The sequence below is a fragment of the Dellaglioa sp. CoH-57-MRSF-19 genome, assembly GCF_056781975.1.
On record NZ_JBXAXW010000003.1, the window covers coordinates 59,871 to 76,806 of the forward strand.

The 16,936-nt window shown below is 34.6% G+C and carries 17 protein-coding genes; 11 read left to right on the forward strand and 6 right to left on the reverse strand.

Annotated elements, in window-relative coordinates:
- Positions 1-154 precede the first annotated feature (154 nt).
- The 7 genes from AC1RO3_RS04045 (at position 155) to recA (ending at position 7,395) form a co-directional block, all read left to right on the forward strand.
- The gene (locus tag AC1RO3_RS04045) at positions 155-1,615 is read left to right on the forward strand and encodes a glycoside hydrolase family 1 protein (RefSeq protein WP_481761588.1); all 1,461 of its coding nucleotides are present in this window, start codon (positions 155-157) and stop codon (positions 1,613-1,615) included.
- 11 nt (positions 1,616-1,626) lie between these two features.
- Positions 1,627-2,298: an N-acetylmannosamine-6-phosphate 2-epimerase gene (locus AC1RO3_RS04050; RefSeq protein ID WP_481761587.1), complete on the forward strand. Its 672-nt coding sequence runs from the start codon at positions 1,627-1,629 to the stop codon at positions 2,296-2,298.
- 201 nt (positions 2,299-2,499) lie between these two features.
- On the forward strand, positions 2,500-3,081 hold the full coding sequence (locus tag AC1RO3_RS04055; protein ID WP_409022058.1) for a sugar O-acetyltransferase: 582 nt from the start codon (positions 2,500-2,502) through the stop codon (positions 3,079-3,081).
- Between the two features lie 221 nt (positions 3,082-3,302).
- Positions 3,303-4,880 (forward strand): BCCT family transporter, encoded by a 1,578-nt coding sequence (locus AC1RO3_RS04060; RefSeq protein WP_481761586.1) that lies wholly within the window; start codon positions 3,303-3,305, stop codon positions 4,878-4,880.
- A gap of 239 nt (positions 4,881-5,119) precedes the next feature.
- Positions 5,120-5,425 (forward strand): rhodanese-like domain-containing protein, encoded by a 306-nt coding sequence (locus AC1RO3_RS04065; protein WP_481761585.1) that lies wholly within the window; start codon positions 5,120-5,122, stop codon positions 5,423-5,425.
- A gap of 168 nt (positions 5,426-5,593) precedes the next feature.
- Positions 5,594-6,019: a MarR family winged helix-turn-helix transcriptional regulator gene (locus tag AC1RO3_RS04070; RefSeq protein WP_409022061.1), complete on the forward strand. Its 426-nt coding sequence runs from the start codon at positions 5,594-5,596 to the stop codon at positions 6,017-6,019.
- 215 nt (positions 6,020-6,234) lie between these two features.
- The gene (recA, locus tag AC1RO3_RS04075; protein ID WP_481761584.1) at positions 6,235-7,395 is read left to right on the forward strand and encodes a recombinase RecA; all 1,161 of its coding nucleotides are present in this window, start codon (positions 6,235-6,237) and stop codon (positions 7,393-7,395) included.
- Positions 7,396-7,509: 114 nt separating this feature from the next.
- On the opposite strand, the gene AC1RO3_RS04080 is transcribed toward recA, so the two are convergent.
- From AC1RO3_RS04080 to AC1RO3_RS04090, 3 genes are all read right to left on the reverse strand, one after another.
- Positions 7,510-7,938 (reverse strand): hypothetical protein, encoded by a 429-nt coding sequence (locus AC1RO3_RS04080; RefSeq protein WP_481763897.1) that lies wholly within the window; start codon positions 7,936-7,938, stop codon positions 7,510-7,512.
- A complete protein-coding gene (locus tag AC1RO3_RS04085; RefSeq protein ID WP_481761582.1) occupies positions 7,913-9,223 on the reverse strand; it encodes a Y-family DNA polymerase in 1,311 nt (436 codons plus the stop codon). Before AC1RO3_RS04085 ends, AC1RO3_RS04080 begins: the two co-directional genes overlap by 26 nt.
- A gap of 137 nt (positions 9,224-9,360) precedes the next feature.
- On the reverse strand, positions 9,361-10,242 hold the full coding sequence (locus tag AC1RO3_RS04090) for a LysR family transcriptional regulator (protein WP_481761581.1): 882 nt from the start codon (positions 10,240-10,242) through the stop codon (positions 9,361-9,363).
- Between the two features lie 136 nt (positions 10,243-10,378).
- Here AC1RO3_RS04090 and AC1RO3_RS04095 point away from each other — a divergent pair, with 136 nt between their 5' ends.
- From AC1RO3_RS04095 to AC1RO3_RS04105, 3 genes are all read left to right on the forward strand, one after another.
- Positions 10,379-12,019, forward strand: a complete 1,641-nt coding sequence (locus AC1RO3_RS04095; RefSeq protein ID WP_481761580.1) for a malolactic enzyme — start codon at positions 10,379-10,381, stop codon at positions 12,017-12,019.
- Between the two features lie 29 nt (positions 12,020-12,048).
- A complete protein-coding gene (locus tag AC1RO3_RS04100) occupies positions 12,049-13,017 on the forward strand; it encodes an AEC family transporter (RefSeq protein WP_409022066.1) in 969 nt (322 codons plus the stop codon).
- Between the two features lie 146 nt (positions 13,018-13,163).
- Entirely contained in the window at positions 13,164-13,754 is a 591-nt protein-coding gene (locus tag AC1RO3_RS04105) for an ECF transporter S component (RefSeq protein ID WP_409022067.1), read from the forward strand.
- Positions 13,755-13,834: 80 nt separating this feature from the next.
- Here the strand turns inward: AC1RO3_RS04105 and AC1RO3_RS04110 are convergent, their stop codons facing one another.
- From AC1RO3_RS04110 to AC1RO3_RS04120, 3 genes are all read right to left on the reverse strand, one after another.
- On the reverse strand, positions 13,835-14,212 hold the full coding sequence (locus tag AC1RO3_RS04110) for a hypothetical protein (protein ID WP_481761579.1): 378 nt from the start codon (positions 14,210-14,212) through the stop codon (positions 13,835-13,837).
- A 20-nt stretch (positions 14,213-14,232) separates the two neighbouring features.
- On the reverse strand, positions 14,233-14,928 hold the full coding sequence (locus AC1RO3_RS04115) for a DNA/RNA non-specific endonuclease (protein ID WP_481761578.1): 696 nt from the start codon (positions 14,926-14,928) through the stop codon (positions 14,233-14,235).
- Positions 14,929-15,017: 89 nt separating this feature from the next.
- Complete coding sequence (locus tag AC1RO3_RS04120; protein ID WP_481761577.1) at positions 15,018-15,995, reverse strand: Gfo/Idh/MocA family protein; 978 nt, start codon at positions 15,993-15,995, stop codon at positions 15,018-15,020.
- Positions 15,996-16,130: 135 nt separating this feature from the next.
- Here AC1RO3_RS04120 and AC1RO3_RS04125 point away from each other — a divergent pair, with 135 nt between their 5' ends.
- Positions 16,131-16,808 (forward strand): glycoside hydrolase family 73 protein, encoded by a 678-nt coding sequence (locus AC1RO3_RS04125; protein ID WP_481761576.1) that lies wholly within the window; start codon positions 16,131-16,133, stop codon positions 16,806-16,808.
- The last annotated feature ends 128 nt before the right edge of the window (positions 16,809-16,936 follow it).

Here is a 16,936-nt window from a genome sequence, read left to right on the forward strand (position 1 = left end):
AGGGCTGTAACTGATTCGATCAGGCATTACCTATTGATAACTATTTGTTTAGTTATCAATAGGTAATTTTTTTGAAAAAAACTAGTAAAACCTCTATTTGAAATAGTTCACAGATACATAAGTTAAACAAAAAACTTTGAAGGAGTGTATTAATATGTATAAAACAGATTATCCAAAAGGGTTTAAAAAAGGTTTCTTATGGGGTGGCGCAACAGCTGCAAACCAAGTTGAAGGTGGCTGGGATTTAGATGGCAAAGGGATGACTACTGCTGAAGTTATTCGTAAATCTGAAAAAAGAACAGAAATGAATCTTGGTTCTGTCACAATGAAAGTCATTGAAGAAGCGATGGACGATAAAACCACTGACCATTATCCAAAACGTCGTGGGATTGATTTCTATCATAATTATAAAGAAGATATTAAATTATTTGCAGAAATGGGTTTTAAAACATACCGGATGTCTATGGCATGGGCACGAATTTTTCCAAATGGTAATGAAACGGAACCCAATGAAGCTGGGTTAGCATTTTATGACCGCGTTTTTGATGAGTTAGCTAAGTATGATATTGAACCTGTTGTCACATTATCGCATTATGAAATGCCACTTGATTTGACAGTTAAACAAAATGGGTGGGTAAGCCGTGACACAATTGCTAGTTTTACACATTACACGGACGTTGTACTTAACCGTTTTAAAGATAAGGTTAAATATTGGTTAACGTTTAACGAAATTAATGTTAGCTCATTTGGTTTCATGGAAACGGGTGCTGTTGACAGTGAATTAACACAGAGAGAACAATTACAAATTCGGTATCAAGCTGTTCATCACCAATTTATCGCAAGTGCTTTGGTAGTTGAACAAGCACGGAAAATTAATCCTGATTTTGTGGTAGGTTGTATGCTTGCTAGAATGCAAACTTATCCATCAACGCCTAATCCAGCAGATGTTCGTGCCGCTCAAGAAAATGATAATTTAAACTTGTTCTTCACCGATGTTCAAGTCCGCGGCGAATACCCTGAATACATGAACCGCTATTTCAAAGAAAATGATGTTCATATTGTGATGGAGCCAGGGGATGAAGCTATTCTTAAAATGGGCAAAGTTGCGTTCCTTAGTTTTAGTTATTATATGTCAACGGTCACTTCAGCTGGCAAAACGGGTGATACATCGTTAGGAAATATGATTAATGGTGAAAAAAATCCTTACTTAGAAACAAGTGACTGGGGTTGGCAAATTGATCCCATTGGATTAAGAATCACATTGAATGCAATGTGGGATCGTTACCGTGTGCCACTATTTATTGTTGAAAATGGAATTGGGGCCCTAGATAAGTTAGGCGATGATGGCAAAGTTCATGATGACTATCGCATTAAGTATCTTGAAGAACATATCATTCAAATGAAAGAAGCTGTTATGGATGGTGTTGATTTAATGGGGTACACAATGTGGGGCTGCATTGATTTAATTAGCGCATCAACTTCAGAAATGAGTAAACGTTATGGGTTCATTTATGTTGATCAAGATGACGATGGAAATGGCTCATTGAAACGTTACAAGAAAGATAGTTTTGATTGGTATAAACAAGTTATTGAGACAAATGCTAGTGATATATAAAGGGAGATAATATGATGAATTTAGATGAAATAAAGAATGGGTTAGTTGTTTCTTGTCAGGCACTAGAAGGTGAACCATTATTTAGTTCATTTATCATGGGGAGAATGGCCCTTGCAGCTGAGATGGGTGGTGCTGTGGGGATACGAGCAAATTCAGTTTCTGATATTGTAGAAATTAAAAAACAAGTAAAATTACCGTTGATTGGCATAATCAAACGAGATTATGCAGATTCAGAAGTCTATATTACAGCAACGATGAAAGAAGTAGATGAATTACTGGAAACTGACGCTGAGATTATTGCATTAGATGCAACGGTTAGACAACGGCCTCATAATGAAAAGGTAACTGATTTAGTCAATAAAATTCATGAAGGAAATAGATTAGCCATGGCAGATATTTCTAATTATGAAGAAGGCGTTATGGCTGAAAAAAATGGATTTGATATGGTTTCTACAACGATGTCAGGATATACAGAATATACGGACGAAAGGGATAGCCCAGATTTTGATTTACTAGAAAAGTTAATTAAAAATCTTAAAATCCCTGTTATTATGGAGGGTCATACAACGACTCCAGAAGAAGTTAAGAGAGCATTTGATATTGGCGCATTTTCGGCAGTTGTCGGTGGCGTTATTACAAGACCTAAACAAATAACACAACTATTTGTTGATAAAATAAGTTAAATAAATCTTCTAATGATTGATGAACAGCGAATATGCTGTGAATTGTTATTAGAAGATTTTTCTGTAATAATAGGGTTAAAATTTACTCTAATTAAAATTAATCCAATTCAATTAATGTTAATAAAATAGCTTTATTTTACTGTGTTTATAGAAAATAAATTTCTATTTAACAAATCATGACATAAGTGGTATTCTTATAACATGATAAAAACTGAGAGAGAAAAGATGTCAGATGGTGAACCGTATGAGCAGTTGGATCCTGAACTAGTTGAACGACGAGAACTGATTCGGAGAAAACTGCGGACAATTAACCAGCTTGACGATAATAAGCAACAAAATACAAATATTAAAGCATTATTGGCTGATTCCGGTGAAGACTTTTGGGCCGAAACGGGAATCGAATTTGATTATGGATTTAATATTCATATCGGAAATCACTTTTATGCGAACTACCATTTAACGATGTTGGACACTTGTCCAATCACAATTGGTGATCATTGTTACATTGGACCAGACGTTGGATTTTACACGCCAGTACACCCCTTATCTGCAAAATTACGTGATGCGGATGTTGAAATGGGTAAACCAATTACGGTTGGTGATAGTGTCTGGATGGGTGGACACGTCACGATTTTACCAGGAGTTACGATTGGTAATCGAGTCGTTGTCGGCGCTGGATCTGTGGTCACAAAATCGTTTGGTGATGATCTCGTAATTGCGGGTAACCCGGCACGAATTATTCGTTATCTAGATGATAACGGTGACGTGAGTCCAGGTAAGTGATTCGATAGAATATTATAATTTACGTTATGAGTATTTGTATAAGATAGCAAAGCTAACAAGCACGCTGTGCAGATATCCCTAGTGGAGAAACTGTATCAGTGTGCTTTTTTTGTGCAATTAAAAGCAGAATTATCGGAGTGAGTACGGCGATGAATTAAAGATCGTGCTCTAAAATTTAGGAGGAAATTTTTATTTTAGAAAAACAGAATATCGACAAAAAAATGTTTTTACCGACTGTGGCATTATTTATTTTAGTATCAGTTGGATTATTACTCGGTGGGTCTGGTTTGAAGGCAGAATTAGGTTCAATAATGGATGCTATTACGGCCCACTTGAGTTGGGCTTACCTTGGTATCTATATTCTCAATTTTGTTTTCTTTTTATATATTGCATTAAGCCATTATGGCAAAATTACATTGGGTAATAAAGGCGAAAAGCCGGCATACAGTGATTTTAAATGGGGTAGTATGGTATTTGCGACGGCCATTGATGCCAGTATTTTAATGCTTAGCATGGTTGATCCACTTCGCTACGTGCAACAACCTTTGTTTGGTGCTAAAGCGATGTCTCCTGCTAATTATCAAAATGCTCACATGTTAGGTCAATTTGATTGGGGTCCAATGGCGTGGATGATGTTTGCATCTTCAGCTGTAATTATTTCATACGTTATGTACGTTAAAAAAGCGAAAGTTATGTGTGTTAGTGATGTGATTCCTATGTTAAAAGGGGATCAGCCTTATAAAAAAATCTTACGAAAAATAATTGATTTTCTTGTCGTTTTCGGTATTATGGGCGGTGTTGGTTCATCAGTTGGGATGGAAATACCTGTATTATCAAAAATTATCGCAACATTAACGGGAGTCCAAGATACAATACTTTTAAAATTAGCATTATTTGTTGTCCTGTTCAGCATTTTCACGTTAACCATGTTTAAAGGAATTAAGGGTGGGATTGATCGATTGAGTTCAGCTCATATTTGGACAGCCATTGGCTTTTTGTTAATTGTTCTGTTAGTTGGACCAACGGTTTATATTTTGAAGTCAGAAGGTAACAGTCTTGTACTGATGGTTACTCAGTTTGTAGCAATGAGTACAGGGACAGCTTCAGGATTAGGTCATGCGATTGACCCTGTTAAATCGGAAACTATTTTCTATTGGGGTTGGTGGTTAACTTTCATGCCATTCATGGGCTTATTCATTGCTAGAATTTCGCGTGGACGAACGATTCGTCAGGTGATATTAGGGATGCTTGCGTATGGTGCTTTAGGATGTATGAGTTTCTACGCAATCTTAGGTGGTTATTCACTCTATTTACAACAAAGTGGAGCTGCTGATTTAATTCATACACTGAATGTATATGGTCAAGCTGCAGCAATTGCACAAGTTATTTCAACATTGCCATTTAAATACGTAATGTTAGTTATCTATGCGATTTCATGTTTTATCTTCTTAGCAACGACGATTTCATCATCTGCATTTATCGTGTCGTCGTTTACTAGTACAAAACTCAAACCGACAGAGCAACCAAGTTTGTTTAACCGCTTGGTTTGGATGGGAATTTTCATGTTATTCTCATTTGGTATCGTCTTCGTTGGTGGTTTTAAAACAATCCAAGCTATCTGTTTATTAGCTGGGTTCCCATTAATTTTTGTGTCACTGTTATTGATTATTTCAACGTGGCAGTACTTAGCCGAAGATCGTTCAACGGAAAGTGCTCATGATTCATTGGTTAAAATTTTTGGAAAATTAAAGAAGAACTTAGTTTCTTATCAACATGTGATACATGATAGTAATAATTAAATATAAAGAGGCCACTCCGTTATTATGGAGTGGCTTTTTAGTACCCATTTTTAGTATTATGTTATAACCTACGCTGTTCCCAATTAAAAAGAGACGTAAGTCTTACCTTAGAGCCTTCTAAATCTATCAATATTAAAATCTAAATATTTGAAAAATATGAAATAAAAACATATGATAATATAGATAATAAATTGATACAGACTAATAAAAACCATAACTAAATAAAAGAGGGTAACTAAATGAACTTTGAAGATGATATTCCAACAATTACGACTACGGAACTTGACCTATTATTAGCACAAAAGCCACAGATTATTGATGTTCGAGAAGATGACGAGTTTGCTGAAGGCCATATTCCTGGGTCAATTAATATTCCGTTAGATGAAGTTGACGATTATGAATTAACAGGTAAAGCATATATTATTTGTCGATCAGGACGTCGTAGTGCACAAGCTGCAGATATCCTATTTGAAAAAGGTTATGATGTTGTTGATGTATATGGCGGAATGCTTAGCTGGCAAGGTTCAACAGTTACAGGTAGTTAAACGTTTTCAGTGATAACATATTTTTATTAAAATCGGGGACGTATTACTTGTGTATACGCCTCTTTTTACATTATAATAAGTCAAATAAACATTTATGTATTAGAAATCAATAATTTTTTGCTTTATTTTGGGTGGGAACTAAGGCGATCTATAACTAGGAGGGTCAAAATGATTGAGTTAAGTGGGACTTTCAACAAATTAAATCAGTTGTTGAGCTTGTATGGGAAACAAGATGGACTAATGAACATTAAACAATTGGGGACAATTGATACTTATTATCTAAATGCGATCGAACAGTTGAACAGTCCAACAATTGGACGCGTTTCAAAATTGTTGAATCAATCAACGCCAAATACGAATTACCATTTGAAAAAATTAATCACATTAGGATTAGTGGAAAAAAAGGCTGATATAACAGATAAACGAGTTGTTCACTTATCTGTTACGGATAAGTATAAAGGTCTAACAACTTTTAATAGTGACTTTTGGAATCAATTGGAAAGTAAATTGGAAACGCAAGTTACAGGGCAGGATCTTGCAACGTTCAGACGCGTTTTAAAAGAGACAATTAGTCAGATTGAATCGATGGAATAAGTTAAATAAATAGAAATTATTTAAGAAAATGGCGTACTTAATTAATGAGCATGCAGTATAATTGAATACATCGATACCTAGTAAGAACGATAATTGCATCGTTCTTTTTATTTTCGGTAAAGATGATTTAACGCTTGCGATATAAATTTTAATGAGGTATGATAAGTAAATGGAAACGAACAGATGTTCTACTATTGAGAGGATGGTTACTAACTATGGCTAACAGAAGTATTGCAACCGGAGACGGCAAAAGAAAAGACGGTAAAGAACGCGAAGCAGCACTAGAAAAAGCGTTATCAGCAATTACAAAAGAATTCGGACAAGGTGCCATCATGAAGATGGGGGACAAAGCTGACACGAAGATTGATGTTACTTCAACTGGGATTTTATCATTGGATTACGCATTGGGAGTTGGTGGTTTTCCTAAAGGCCGTATTGTTGAAATATACGGACCAGAAAGTTCTGGTAAAACAACAATTGCACTTCATGCAACAGCAGAAGTCCAAAAAAATGGTGGTACAGTTGCTTATATCGATGCTGAAAATGCCATGGATCCCGCATATGCAACAGCATTAGGTGTTGATATTGATGGATTACTATTATCACAGCCAGATACTGGTGAACAAGGATTAGAAATTGCAGATGCTTTGGTATCCAGTGGTGCCGTTGATCTTGTCGTTATCGATTCAGTTGCAGCTTTAGTTCCTCGTGCAGAAATTGAAGGCGAAATGGGTGACGCTCATGTTGGGTTACAAGCTCGTATGATGTCACAAGCTCTCCGTAAATTGGCTGGTTCAATCAACAAAACAAGAACAACTGTTATTTTTATTAATCAATTACGTGAAAAAGTTGGTGTCATGTTCGGTAGCCCTGAAACAACACCAGGTGGCCGTGCCTTAAAATTCTACGCAACAATTCGCTTAGATGTTCGTCGCCGTGGACAAATTAAAGATGGTACGGATGTCATTGGTAATGAAACAACTATTAAAGTTGTTAAAAACAAGGTAGCACCACCATTTAAGATTGCTGAATTAAATATGATGTACGGGTCAGGTATCTCAGCTACTGCTGATATCTTAGATCTTGCTGTTGAAAATGGTATTGCTGAAAAAGCTGGGTCATGGTTCTCATACCATGGCGAACGTTTAGGTCAAGGTAAACCAAATGTCGTTAATATTTTGGAACAAAAACCTGATATGTTACATGATATGGACCAAGAAGTTCGTGCAAAATTATTTGCACCCGATGAAGAACCTGCTAAAGAAGTTAAGGAAGAATCAGCAGCACCAAAGAAAACAACTAAAAAAGTTAAAAAAGCTGACGATGCTCCAGTGTTAGATTCAAAAATCGAAACATTAGATTTACCAGAAGCTTAATAAAAAAAATAGTAAAGTGAACCTCCAGTATTGGACCAATCCAATACTGGAGGTTTTTTTATAATTAATCAAACAAAAAAGGTAGAAGAAGTATAGTAAGTAGAAGTTATCTACTTATATACTTCTTCTACCTTCTCCATTAGTCATTTGGCTTAATGATATTGCATGAATATCATTAATTTTAACGGTGATATGATTGATAATTATATTATCTTCATACCAGCCATTAATGAGTCCCTGTATAGGTTCTAAAAGTGTATCATCCAAATTTTTATTAGTGAGATCAACAGTGACAGGGGTGGATTTAATGATTGCCAAATTGATTACTTCTGCAATTTTAGTATCATTCATCTTAATGTCATGTGTTAATTTCTGTTTTCGTGTCTCTTCGTTTAATTTTTTTGTTCGAGCCGATGTATGGTCGCTTAAATAGAATCCTTGCCATTTCATCATACCGCGATCGTGATAATCATATTTTAAAAATTGATTTATCAAATTTGCATCAACATCAGTTGTTTTACTCATAGGTATTACCCCCAGCATGGCCACCGACTAACCCAGCGCGATAAATAGCTGTTGCACCTTCAGACTTACTGGAAAGTTTTACGATCGATTTAAAACCATATTTTTTTCGTATGATGTCAATGGTATTGTCCAAGTTGTGATTCTTTTGTTCCGTATTATTAGTGTCAAACATGTCTAATTGTTGACTATTATCGTCAACTAATTTGCCACACGAAATACTAATATGTCTTAGAGCTTCATGACGCCATTTTTTTCGAAATAGGTCGATGGCATATTTTGTGATTTGGGCATTACTATTTGTTGAATCAATTTTTAATGAACTACCAAAGCCTGAATATCTTTTTCCAGAATCTGTCGTTTCGGCTAAAGAAAATCCAATGCCTAAATTAATGACAGTAGCCACTTTGTGATGAGAACGTAATCGTGCTGCTACTTGTTCTGCAATTTCACGAATAACGACTTCAATTTCAGATTGGATAACATAGTCTTTTGGTAAGACTTGGCTATTACCATAGGATTTTTCCTTGGGGGTATATTTATCATGAATGATTGAACGATCAATTCCCCAAGAAAACGCAAATAATTGGCTACCAATTACGCCAAATTTGTTTTTTAATTCATATGGGTTGAAGTGAGCTAAATCGTTCATTGAATTGATATGATTTTTTTGTAATTTTTCGGCAGTTTTAGATCCAATTGACCAGATATCGTCAAGTTGTGTTATTGGCCATAACTTATCGGGGACGTCTTCATAATGCCATTCAGCAATTAAACTATGGTTATGTTTTGCTTCAATATCCAGAGCTAATTTAGCAAGAAGTGGATTATCACCAATACCAACGGTTGTATAAATTCCTGTTTCCCCTTTGACCGCAAGTTGAATTTTACGAGCAACTTCATAGGGACTATTTCCGAAAAGTTTCCAACTAGTCGTCATATCAATAATTGACTCATCGATAGAGTATGGGTGAATATCGTCATTTGAGGCAAATTGTTGAAATAGCTTATTGATTTTTAAGTTCTCTTCTATGTAAAGATTCATTCTGGGTTGGGCAACAACTAAACGTTTATCATGAATTGGAACATCAGTAGCTCGTGATACGTTTGTGATACCAAATATTTTCTTAGCCATAGGGCTAGCAGCTAGTACTAACCCGCTACCTGTATTCTTTGCTGTAGACATAACAACGAGAATAGAGCGTAATGGATTAAGACCGCGTGCAACTGATTCGACAGAAGCATAGAAAGATTTTGAATCAATCATAAAGATGACTTTTCTAGGTTCGTTACTATAATTGTACATTCGAGGAAACCTCCTTAACATATATCCAATTATACGAACATACGTTTCTTTAGTCAATGATATTTAGTCAAGCGGTGCTATAAATAATAAAAAGAATAACTTATACCTTTATATTTAAGGTATAAGTTATTCTCTTATTAGATAGAAGGATCAATTAAAACGTCAATTAATTTTGCTTGTGTAGGCGTTAAAATATGACTTGTACGATAAACGAGTGACATTAAAAATTTAGGTTGATCTAATTCCGATAAGGGGAGTGAGACTAAATCATCTGCAGCATCCAATGCTAGTTCTGTTAAAAAACCAATACCAACATTTTCGGTAACCATTTTTTTAATAATCTGACTGTCACTTGTTGTATAGATAATCTTTGGTTTGAAATGATTTTTTGTTGTTAACTCTTTAAAAGCGATTGGATGAACAAAACCCTCATTTTGCATAATAAATTTTTCATTTCGAAGTTCAGAAAATTTAACGGATTCTCTTGAAGCAAGTGGATGATGTTTGCTAACGATAATCTTGAAGTGTTTAGATGCAAAATTTCTGGCAATTAAGCGGTCATCTTCTATTGGTTTAACGGAACCTAATAAAGCCATATCTAATGATCCGTTTATTAACTGAAGAAGTAGGGCTTGGGAACCGTTCTCAACTGTATCTAGATGATTAATCAGACCTGAATTAAATAAATTGCTGACAATTTGCGGAAAATAGTACGTTCCTATAATAGGTGGTAATCCAAATCGAACGTGCTCATTTTTAAGTTGGTTAATTTCTTGGTTAGCAATTGTTAATTCTTTGAGAATAATATTAACATGTTCAGCGAATTGTTCACCACTTGGTGTAAAAGAAACTTGATGATGTGATTGATCACGAATAATCAGATTTGTGTCTAATTCAGTTTCTAAGCGTTTCATTGCAGTTGTGATTGTTGGTTGACTAACTGAAAAAAAATGAGCAACTTTTGAAAAATTTCTCAAATTAATTATTTGTTGATAATATTCTAAATCTCGAATGTTCATTATAATCTCCTCTAAATCAACGTTTATAATCCTCATATAAATAATATTTATAGTATAACACATGTTTGACTATAATTTTTAAAGGGGTGTATTCTTGCTCTTGTAAGTTAAAGAGAAAATAAAATATAAAAAAATAATGGAGGAATTAATGATGACAAAAGCACAAGATATGTTAAATAACCCATTTGTAAATAAAGGTACAGCATTTACAATGGAAGAACGTCGTGAATTAGGACTTATTGGTATGTTACCAGCTAAAGTTCAAACAATTGAAGAACAAGCAACACAAAACTACGCACAATATTTAAGTAAAGAAACTGGTCTTGAAAAACGCCATTTCTTAATGGAATTATTCAATGAAAACCGTACACTATTTTTCTACTTAATGGGACAACATGTGGCTGAATTTATGCCAGTTGTTTATGATCCAGTTGTTGCTGATTCAATCGAAGAATACAACGAAATTTATGTAAATCCACAAAACGCTGCATTCTTATCAATTGATCATCCAGAAGATATCGAAGCAACATTAAAAAATGCTGCTGCAGGACGTGACATTCGTTTAGTCGTTGTGACAGATGCTGAAGGTATTTTAGGTATGGGCGATTGGGGTGTCAACGGTGTTGATATCGCAATTGGTAAATTAATGGTTTATACAGCTGCTGCTGGAATTGATCCTTCACAAGTTTTACCAGTTTCTATTGATGCTGGAACAAATAATGAAACATTATTGAATGATCCATTATACCTTGGTAACAAACATGAACGTGTAACTGGTGACAAATACTATGACTTCGTTGATGGCTTTGTCCAAAGTACAAAGAACTTGTTCCCAGAATTGTTATTACATTGGGAAGATTTTGGCCGTTCAAATGCTGCTAATATTCTTGAAAAATATCAAAACGAAATCACAACATTTAATGATGATATCCAAGGTACAGGGATTGTTGTTTTAGCTGGTATCTTAGGTGCTCTAAGTATCACTAAAGGTTCAATTGTTGACCAAACAGTTATTACTTATGGTGCTGGTACTGCTGGTGTCGGAATTGCTAACCAAATTATGGACGAAATGAAACGCGCTGGTGTTTCAGAAGAAGATGCTCGCAAACGTTTCTTCTTAGTTGATAAACAAGGATTGTTATTTGATGATACAGAAGACTTAACACCTGGCCAAAAAGAATTTACGCATAAACGTTCAGAATTTGCTAATGCTGATGAATTAACTTCTTTAGAAGCTGTTGTTAAAGCTGTTCAACCAACTGTTATGATTGGTACATCTACACAACCTGGTACATTTACAAAAGAAATTGTTCAAGACATGGCTTCACATGTTGAACGTCCAATCATCTTCCCATTATCAAACCCTACAAAATTAGCAGAAGCTAAGGCTGAAGATTTGATTGCATGGACTGATGGTAAAGCTTTAGTTGCTACTGGTATTCCAGCTGATAATGTTGATTACAAAGGTGTTACTTACCAAATTGGTCAAGCAAACAACGCACTTATGTACCCAGGTCTTGGATTTGGGATTATCGCTTCAACATCTTCAAGAGTTAATGGCGAAATCTTATCACAAGCTAGTCATGCTTTAGGTGGAATCGTTGATACTACAGCCGTTGGTGCTGCCGTATTACCACCAGTAACACATTTAGCAGAATTCTCACAAACAATTGCTGAAGTAGTTGCCCAAAGTGTTGTTGACCAAAAATTAAACAAAGAAGCAATTACAGATGTTAAAAAGGCTGTCTCAGATATGAAATGGACACCTAAATACTAAAAAAAGCGTAGAGAGAAGGACAATTAATTATGGTATTTTTCCAATCAATTCAAAGTGTTCTAGTTGTTGTTTTGATGATGGTACTTGGATACATTTTACAAGTTAAAGGTTGGTTCGCTGATTCATTTGGTGGCAATATCTCATCATTAATTACAAAAATTGCTTTACCAGCTTCAATTTTCGTTTCTGTTTTAAAATATTTAAAACGTGATCAATTAGCTGCATTGTCAGGTAGTTTACTCTACCCAGCAATTGCTGTTATTATCGGTTACTTAATTGCATGGGCACTTGTTCATATCTTGAACATCAAACCTGGTCGTCGTGGTATCTTCATGAATGCCGTTGTTAATGCAAATACAATTTTCATTGGTTTACCTTTAAATATTGCGTTGTTTGGCGATAAGAGTATCTCATATTTCCTTGTTTACTATATTATTAATACAGTTTCAACATGGGCATTTGGTGTTTTCTTAATTTCAAATGATGATCCAACAAAAGACAAATCAGATAAAACGAAAAAGAAAATTAACTGGGCTAAAGTAATCCCAATGCCACTTGTTGGGTTCATCGTTGCATTAATCTTCTTGGTTCTTGCAATTCCAGTTCCTGATTTTATTAGCCAAACATTAGGTTATGTTGGTGGATTAGTTACACCATTATCATTAATCTATATTGGTATTGTGTTAGCTAAAGCCGGTTTGAAGAGTATCAGATTTGATCGTGATACAGTCGTTGCATTACTTGGACGTTTTATTTTATCACCAATCATTTTAATCGCTGTTATTCTTTTAGGTACACATTTAACTGGTGCAGATTTAGCACCATTATTACAAAAAACTTTGATTGTTCAATCAGCTACACCAATGTTAGCCGTATTACCAATCTTAGCTAATGAAGCACATGGAGACGTTAAATACGCAACAAACATTGTTACAACAAGTACAATCTTGTTCATCATTGTTGTTCCTGTTTTAACGACCCTTATCTCATTCATGTAATATAAAATTTATTTAAAATAGAACGTCACTGATTACCTCTATAATTAGTGACGTTCTATTTTTTTGCATATTAAATGGTAACAATCGTTAAATCGGTTATAATAAGGGAACGGAAGTGAAATGATTAAATTTGTAGGAGTAAGTAGATGAAAACTAATAATAAAACATATCATATGAGTATTTTGGCGTTATTTATTTCAATCATTATTGTTCAAAATTTTGTGCCATTATTTGGTTACATCCCTGTTGGCCCCTTAAGCATCACAACCATTCATATCACGGTGATTGTTGCTGCTTTAGTGTTTGGCTGGAAAGATGGTGCATTTATCGGTGGTGTCTGGGGATTAATCACATTTATCAGGGCGTTTGTGTCGCCAACTAGTCCACTTGCACCCATTGTTTTTACAAATCCACTTATAGCAATTGTGCCAAGAATTTTAATTGGAATTGTGACAGCAGTCATTTTTTACTTTTTATATAAATGGTGGAAAAACAAAACGTTAGCCATGATTATTGCCTCTGTTTTTGGTTCATTGGTTAATACGGTTTTAGTTTTAGGCCTTATCTATCTTTTATATCATGGGCAAGCAGCTAATTTTTATAAAGTTGATATGGCACAATTATTACCATATATTATGGGACTAGTTGTCACAAACGGTATTCCAGAGATGATTTTAGCAGGGATTGTTGCGCCATTGATAGCAAGACCTTTACAAAAAATAGTTCGGAAAAGTTAGAGAACAAAATACACGATGCTAATAGGTAAAAATAAAAAAGTTATTAACAACGAATGATATTTCGCTGTTAATAACTTTTTTTAGTTGAATTTAGAAATAATTTTAGAATCTAATGTTCCATTTTCTAGTGCAATTAATGCGTCGATTATAGGCATATGATGAATTTCAGTATCATCTGCTAGCAGACTACTAGGAATAAAAAAGGTTGTTGAATAGTGATCACCTGCTAGATAATCACCATCAATTGTCTGACCTAAGATACAAACGTCATCCCAGTTCAAAGAGATAGTATCAGGTGTTTTTAAGAAGTTCATTGTTTCTAAAAATTGTGTTTGAAGTGAGCTGCCAGGAAATTGTAAATAGCCATCATTTGTCTGACGGATATTTGAATTAAGTAATAATTGTTGTAGCGTTTGTGGTGCTGAATCTATCAGTTGACTTTTTAATTCTGTGAACATGAATAACACACTCCTTTGAATTAACGTTTATTCAAAATAGTAACATTAAATTTAATATTGCCCCAAGAAGTTGTACTTTTACCTTGCATTTGAATTGCTTTAGGGAAAAGTGACTTACCAGAAAAAATTGGTGTTACCTGATAACGGACATGATCTCCTTTATCAACTGCTGCACGAACTGCGTTTTCATACTTGGTCATGTAGGGTGTGTTAACAGGGTTTTGATATAATGTTGCTAAATTTTCTTTTTTATCACCACTACCACCAAGTTGTCGACCGATTAAATGTCCACGGGAATGAAAATAAGGTGACAGCCCTGACACAAAACCAGTTGGTCGAATTGAAGAATCTGCTGATGACCCTCTAGATTCTAAAGCTTTAACTAAAAGAGCATTGGCCTGAGTAGCACGGCCAAGAGAGTCAAGAGCGCCGTATTTTATCCAACCATTGGCATTATCTGCAAGATCACTTTTTGAAAAGGTTGGCGCACCATTATCCACAATTCCATTAATGGCCTTGCTACTATTAATAGAACTAGTATTTGCTGTTCCTGTCCCATTTTTAACATTGACTGAAGTTGAATTGCCATTTGTTTGTAGCAAATCTTTTACAGTACTAGGTAATTTTCCGCTGAAAAGGGAGACAACTAAAATGACAGCAAGTCCAATTAGATAATTACGTGTTCGATTCTGAATATAACGTTTCTTTCGTTTCATAAAATTAACTCCAACTCTTTTTCTTTTAGTGTAGCATGGAATTAAAAAAAGTTATCAACAATTTCTAGTGATAACTTTTCAGATGAAGCTTATTTTTCAAAAGGATATTTAAAGCCCCATTGTTCACGAGCTTGTGTCATTATTGACATAACATCTGTTGTTTTTTCTAAGAATGGTTTAGGATTTAAATTACCCAAAACCATATCTTGAACATCTTTAATTTCATAATTCATGGCTTGTTTTGTATGGCCGGCAGTGATTTCTGTAGCTGTTCCATCAGATAATACAAGAGCAGCTTTATTAGCTCGAGGATAATCGTAAACAGTAAAGTAACCACCTTCATAAGCAATAATACCCATTTTAGGCATTTTAGCTCTGAATGTTAAGGCAACAGTTGCGAGTTCATTATTGGCATTTTGTAAACTAATCGTTTCAGATTCGTCAACACCTGATTCGAATAAATTCATTGCTGAACCTGTGATTTCTGGTGTGGCTGTCATGAATTGACGGACAAAGGCTAATGCATAAACACCGATATCTAATAATGCGCCACCAGCTAAATCAGGATTGAAGAAACGATTTGTTGGATCAGGATCTTTAAAACTACCAAATGAGGCTTGGACCATTTTTAGTTTGCCTAATTTTTTTTCTTCAGCTACTTCAATAATTTTTTTATAAAGTGGCATATGATAAATAGTCATTGCTTCTTGTAAAATCAAGCCTTTTTCTTCAGCTAAATCAGTTGCTTGTTTAAGTTCATCACTAGTCATGGTGATTGCTTTTTCACTTAAGACGTGCTTGCCAGCTTTAAGTGCAGCCAAGATTGTGTCGATATGGTAGTTGTGAGGTGTCGCAATGTAAACGATGTCAATTTCATCATCAGCTAATAAGTCTTCATAGTTACCATAGGCATGTGGAATATTAAATTCGTTAGCAAAAGTTTGCGCTTTTTCTAAGTTTCTTGAGCCAGCGGCATAGATTTCACCAAATGGTTGATCAAAGTAAGTTGTAAAGCTGTGAGCGATGTTACCAAGTCCAATAATTCCCCAATTTAAATTTTTTGTCATTATGTTCTCCTGTCTCATTTAAGATAGCTCAAGCTTAACAGAAATTTAATAAAAAGAGAAAAAATACGATGGTAATAGATATAGAATTAGGGTAAAATAAGTGAAACAATTAAATGTATAGGGACGGGTGTACTAATGAAAAAGAAAAATGGTCGGGGGATTTTTGTAAAGAACGGTAAAATTCAAGTTGCGAATATTGTTGTTTTAATTTTAATTCTTGGTATTATTACAGTCGTTGTTTCAATGAACGTTCATAAAAAGAATGTTGCTCGAGATGAATCTATTGCGACGTCATTATCAACCTCAAAAATTGAAGCAAGTGAATCAGCAAAAAAAGCAGCAGCAGAAGCTAAAAAACAAGCATTTATTAAGAAAGTAGCACCTGAAGCACAAAAAATGCAAAAAAAATATAAAGTCTTTTCTAGTATTACAATTGCACAAGCTATCTTAGAATCTGATTGGGGAACGAGTTCTTTAGCTAAAGACTACAATAACCTATTTGGAATTAAAGGAACGGGCGCACGTGCAAAAGATTTCAAAACTAAAGAACAAGAAAAAGATGGCACATGGAAGACGGTTACGGCTAAATTTATCGTCTTCAAAGATTGGGACGAAGCAATTATGTCTCATTCGAAATTATTAGCTAATGGAAATACATGGAATAAAACACAATTTGCTGACGTTCTTTCTGCAGCAACTTACGAAGATGCAGCAGCAGCTTTAGTAGTTGATGGGTACGCAACAGATAATGATTATAGTACAAAATTAACAGATATCATTAAACAATATCATTTAGATAAATATGATAAATAAACGGGATTAATGTCAAGTATAATAACGATAAATGAGTAGATTCAAATTGAAATTACCCTTATATTATGTTATTCTTAAGTCATTCAAAACCGGAATGTAGCTTTTTTACTTATACCGAAGTGAAAAAG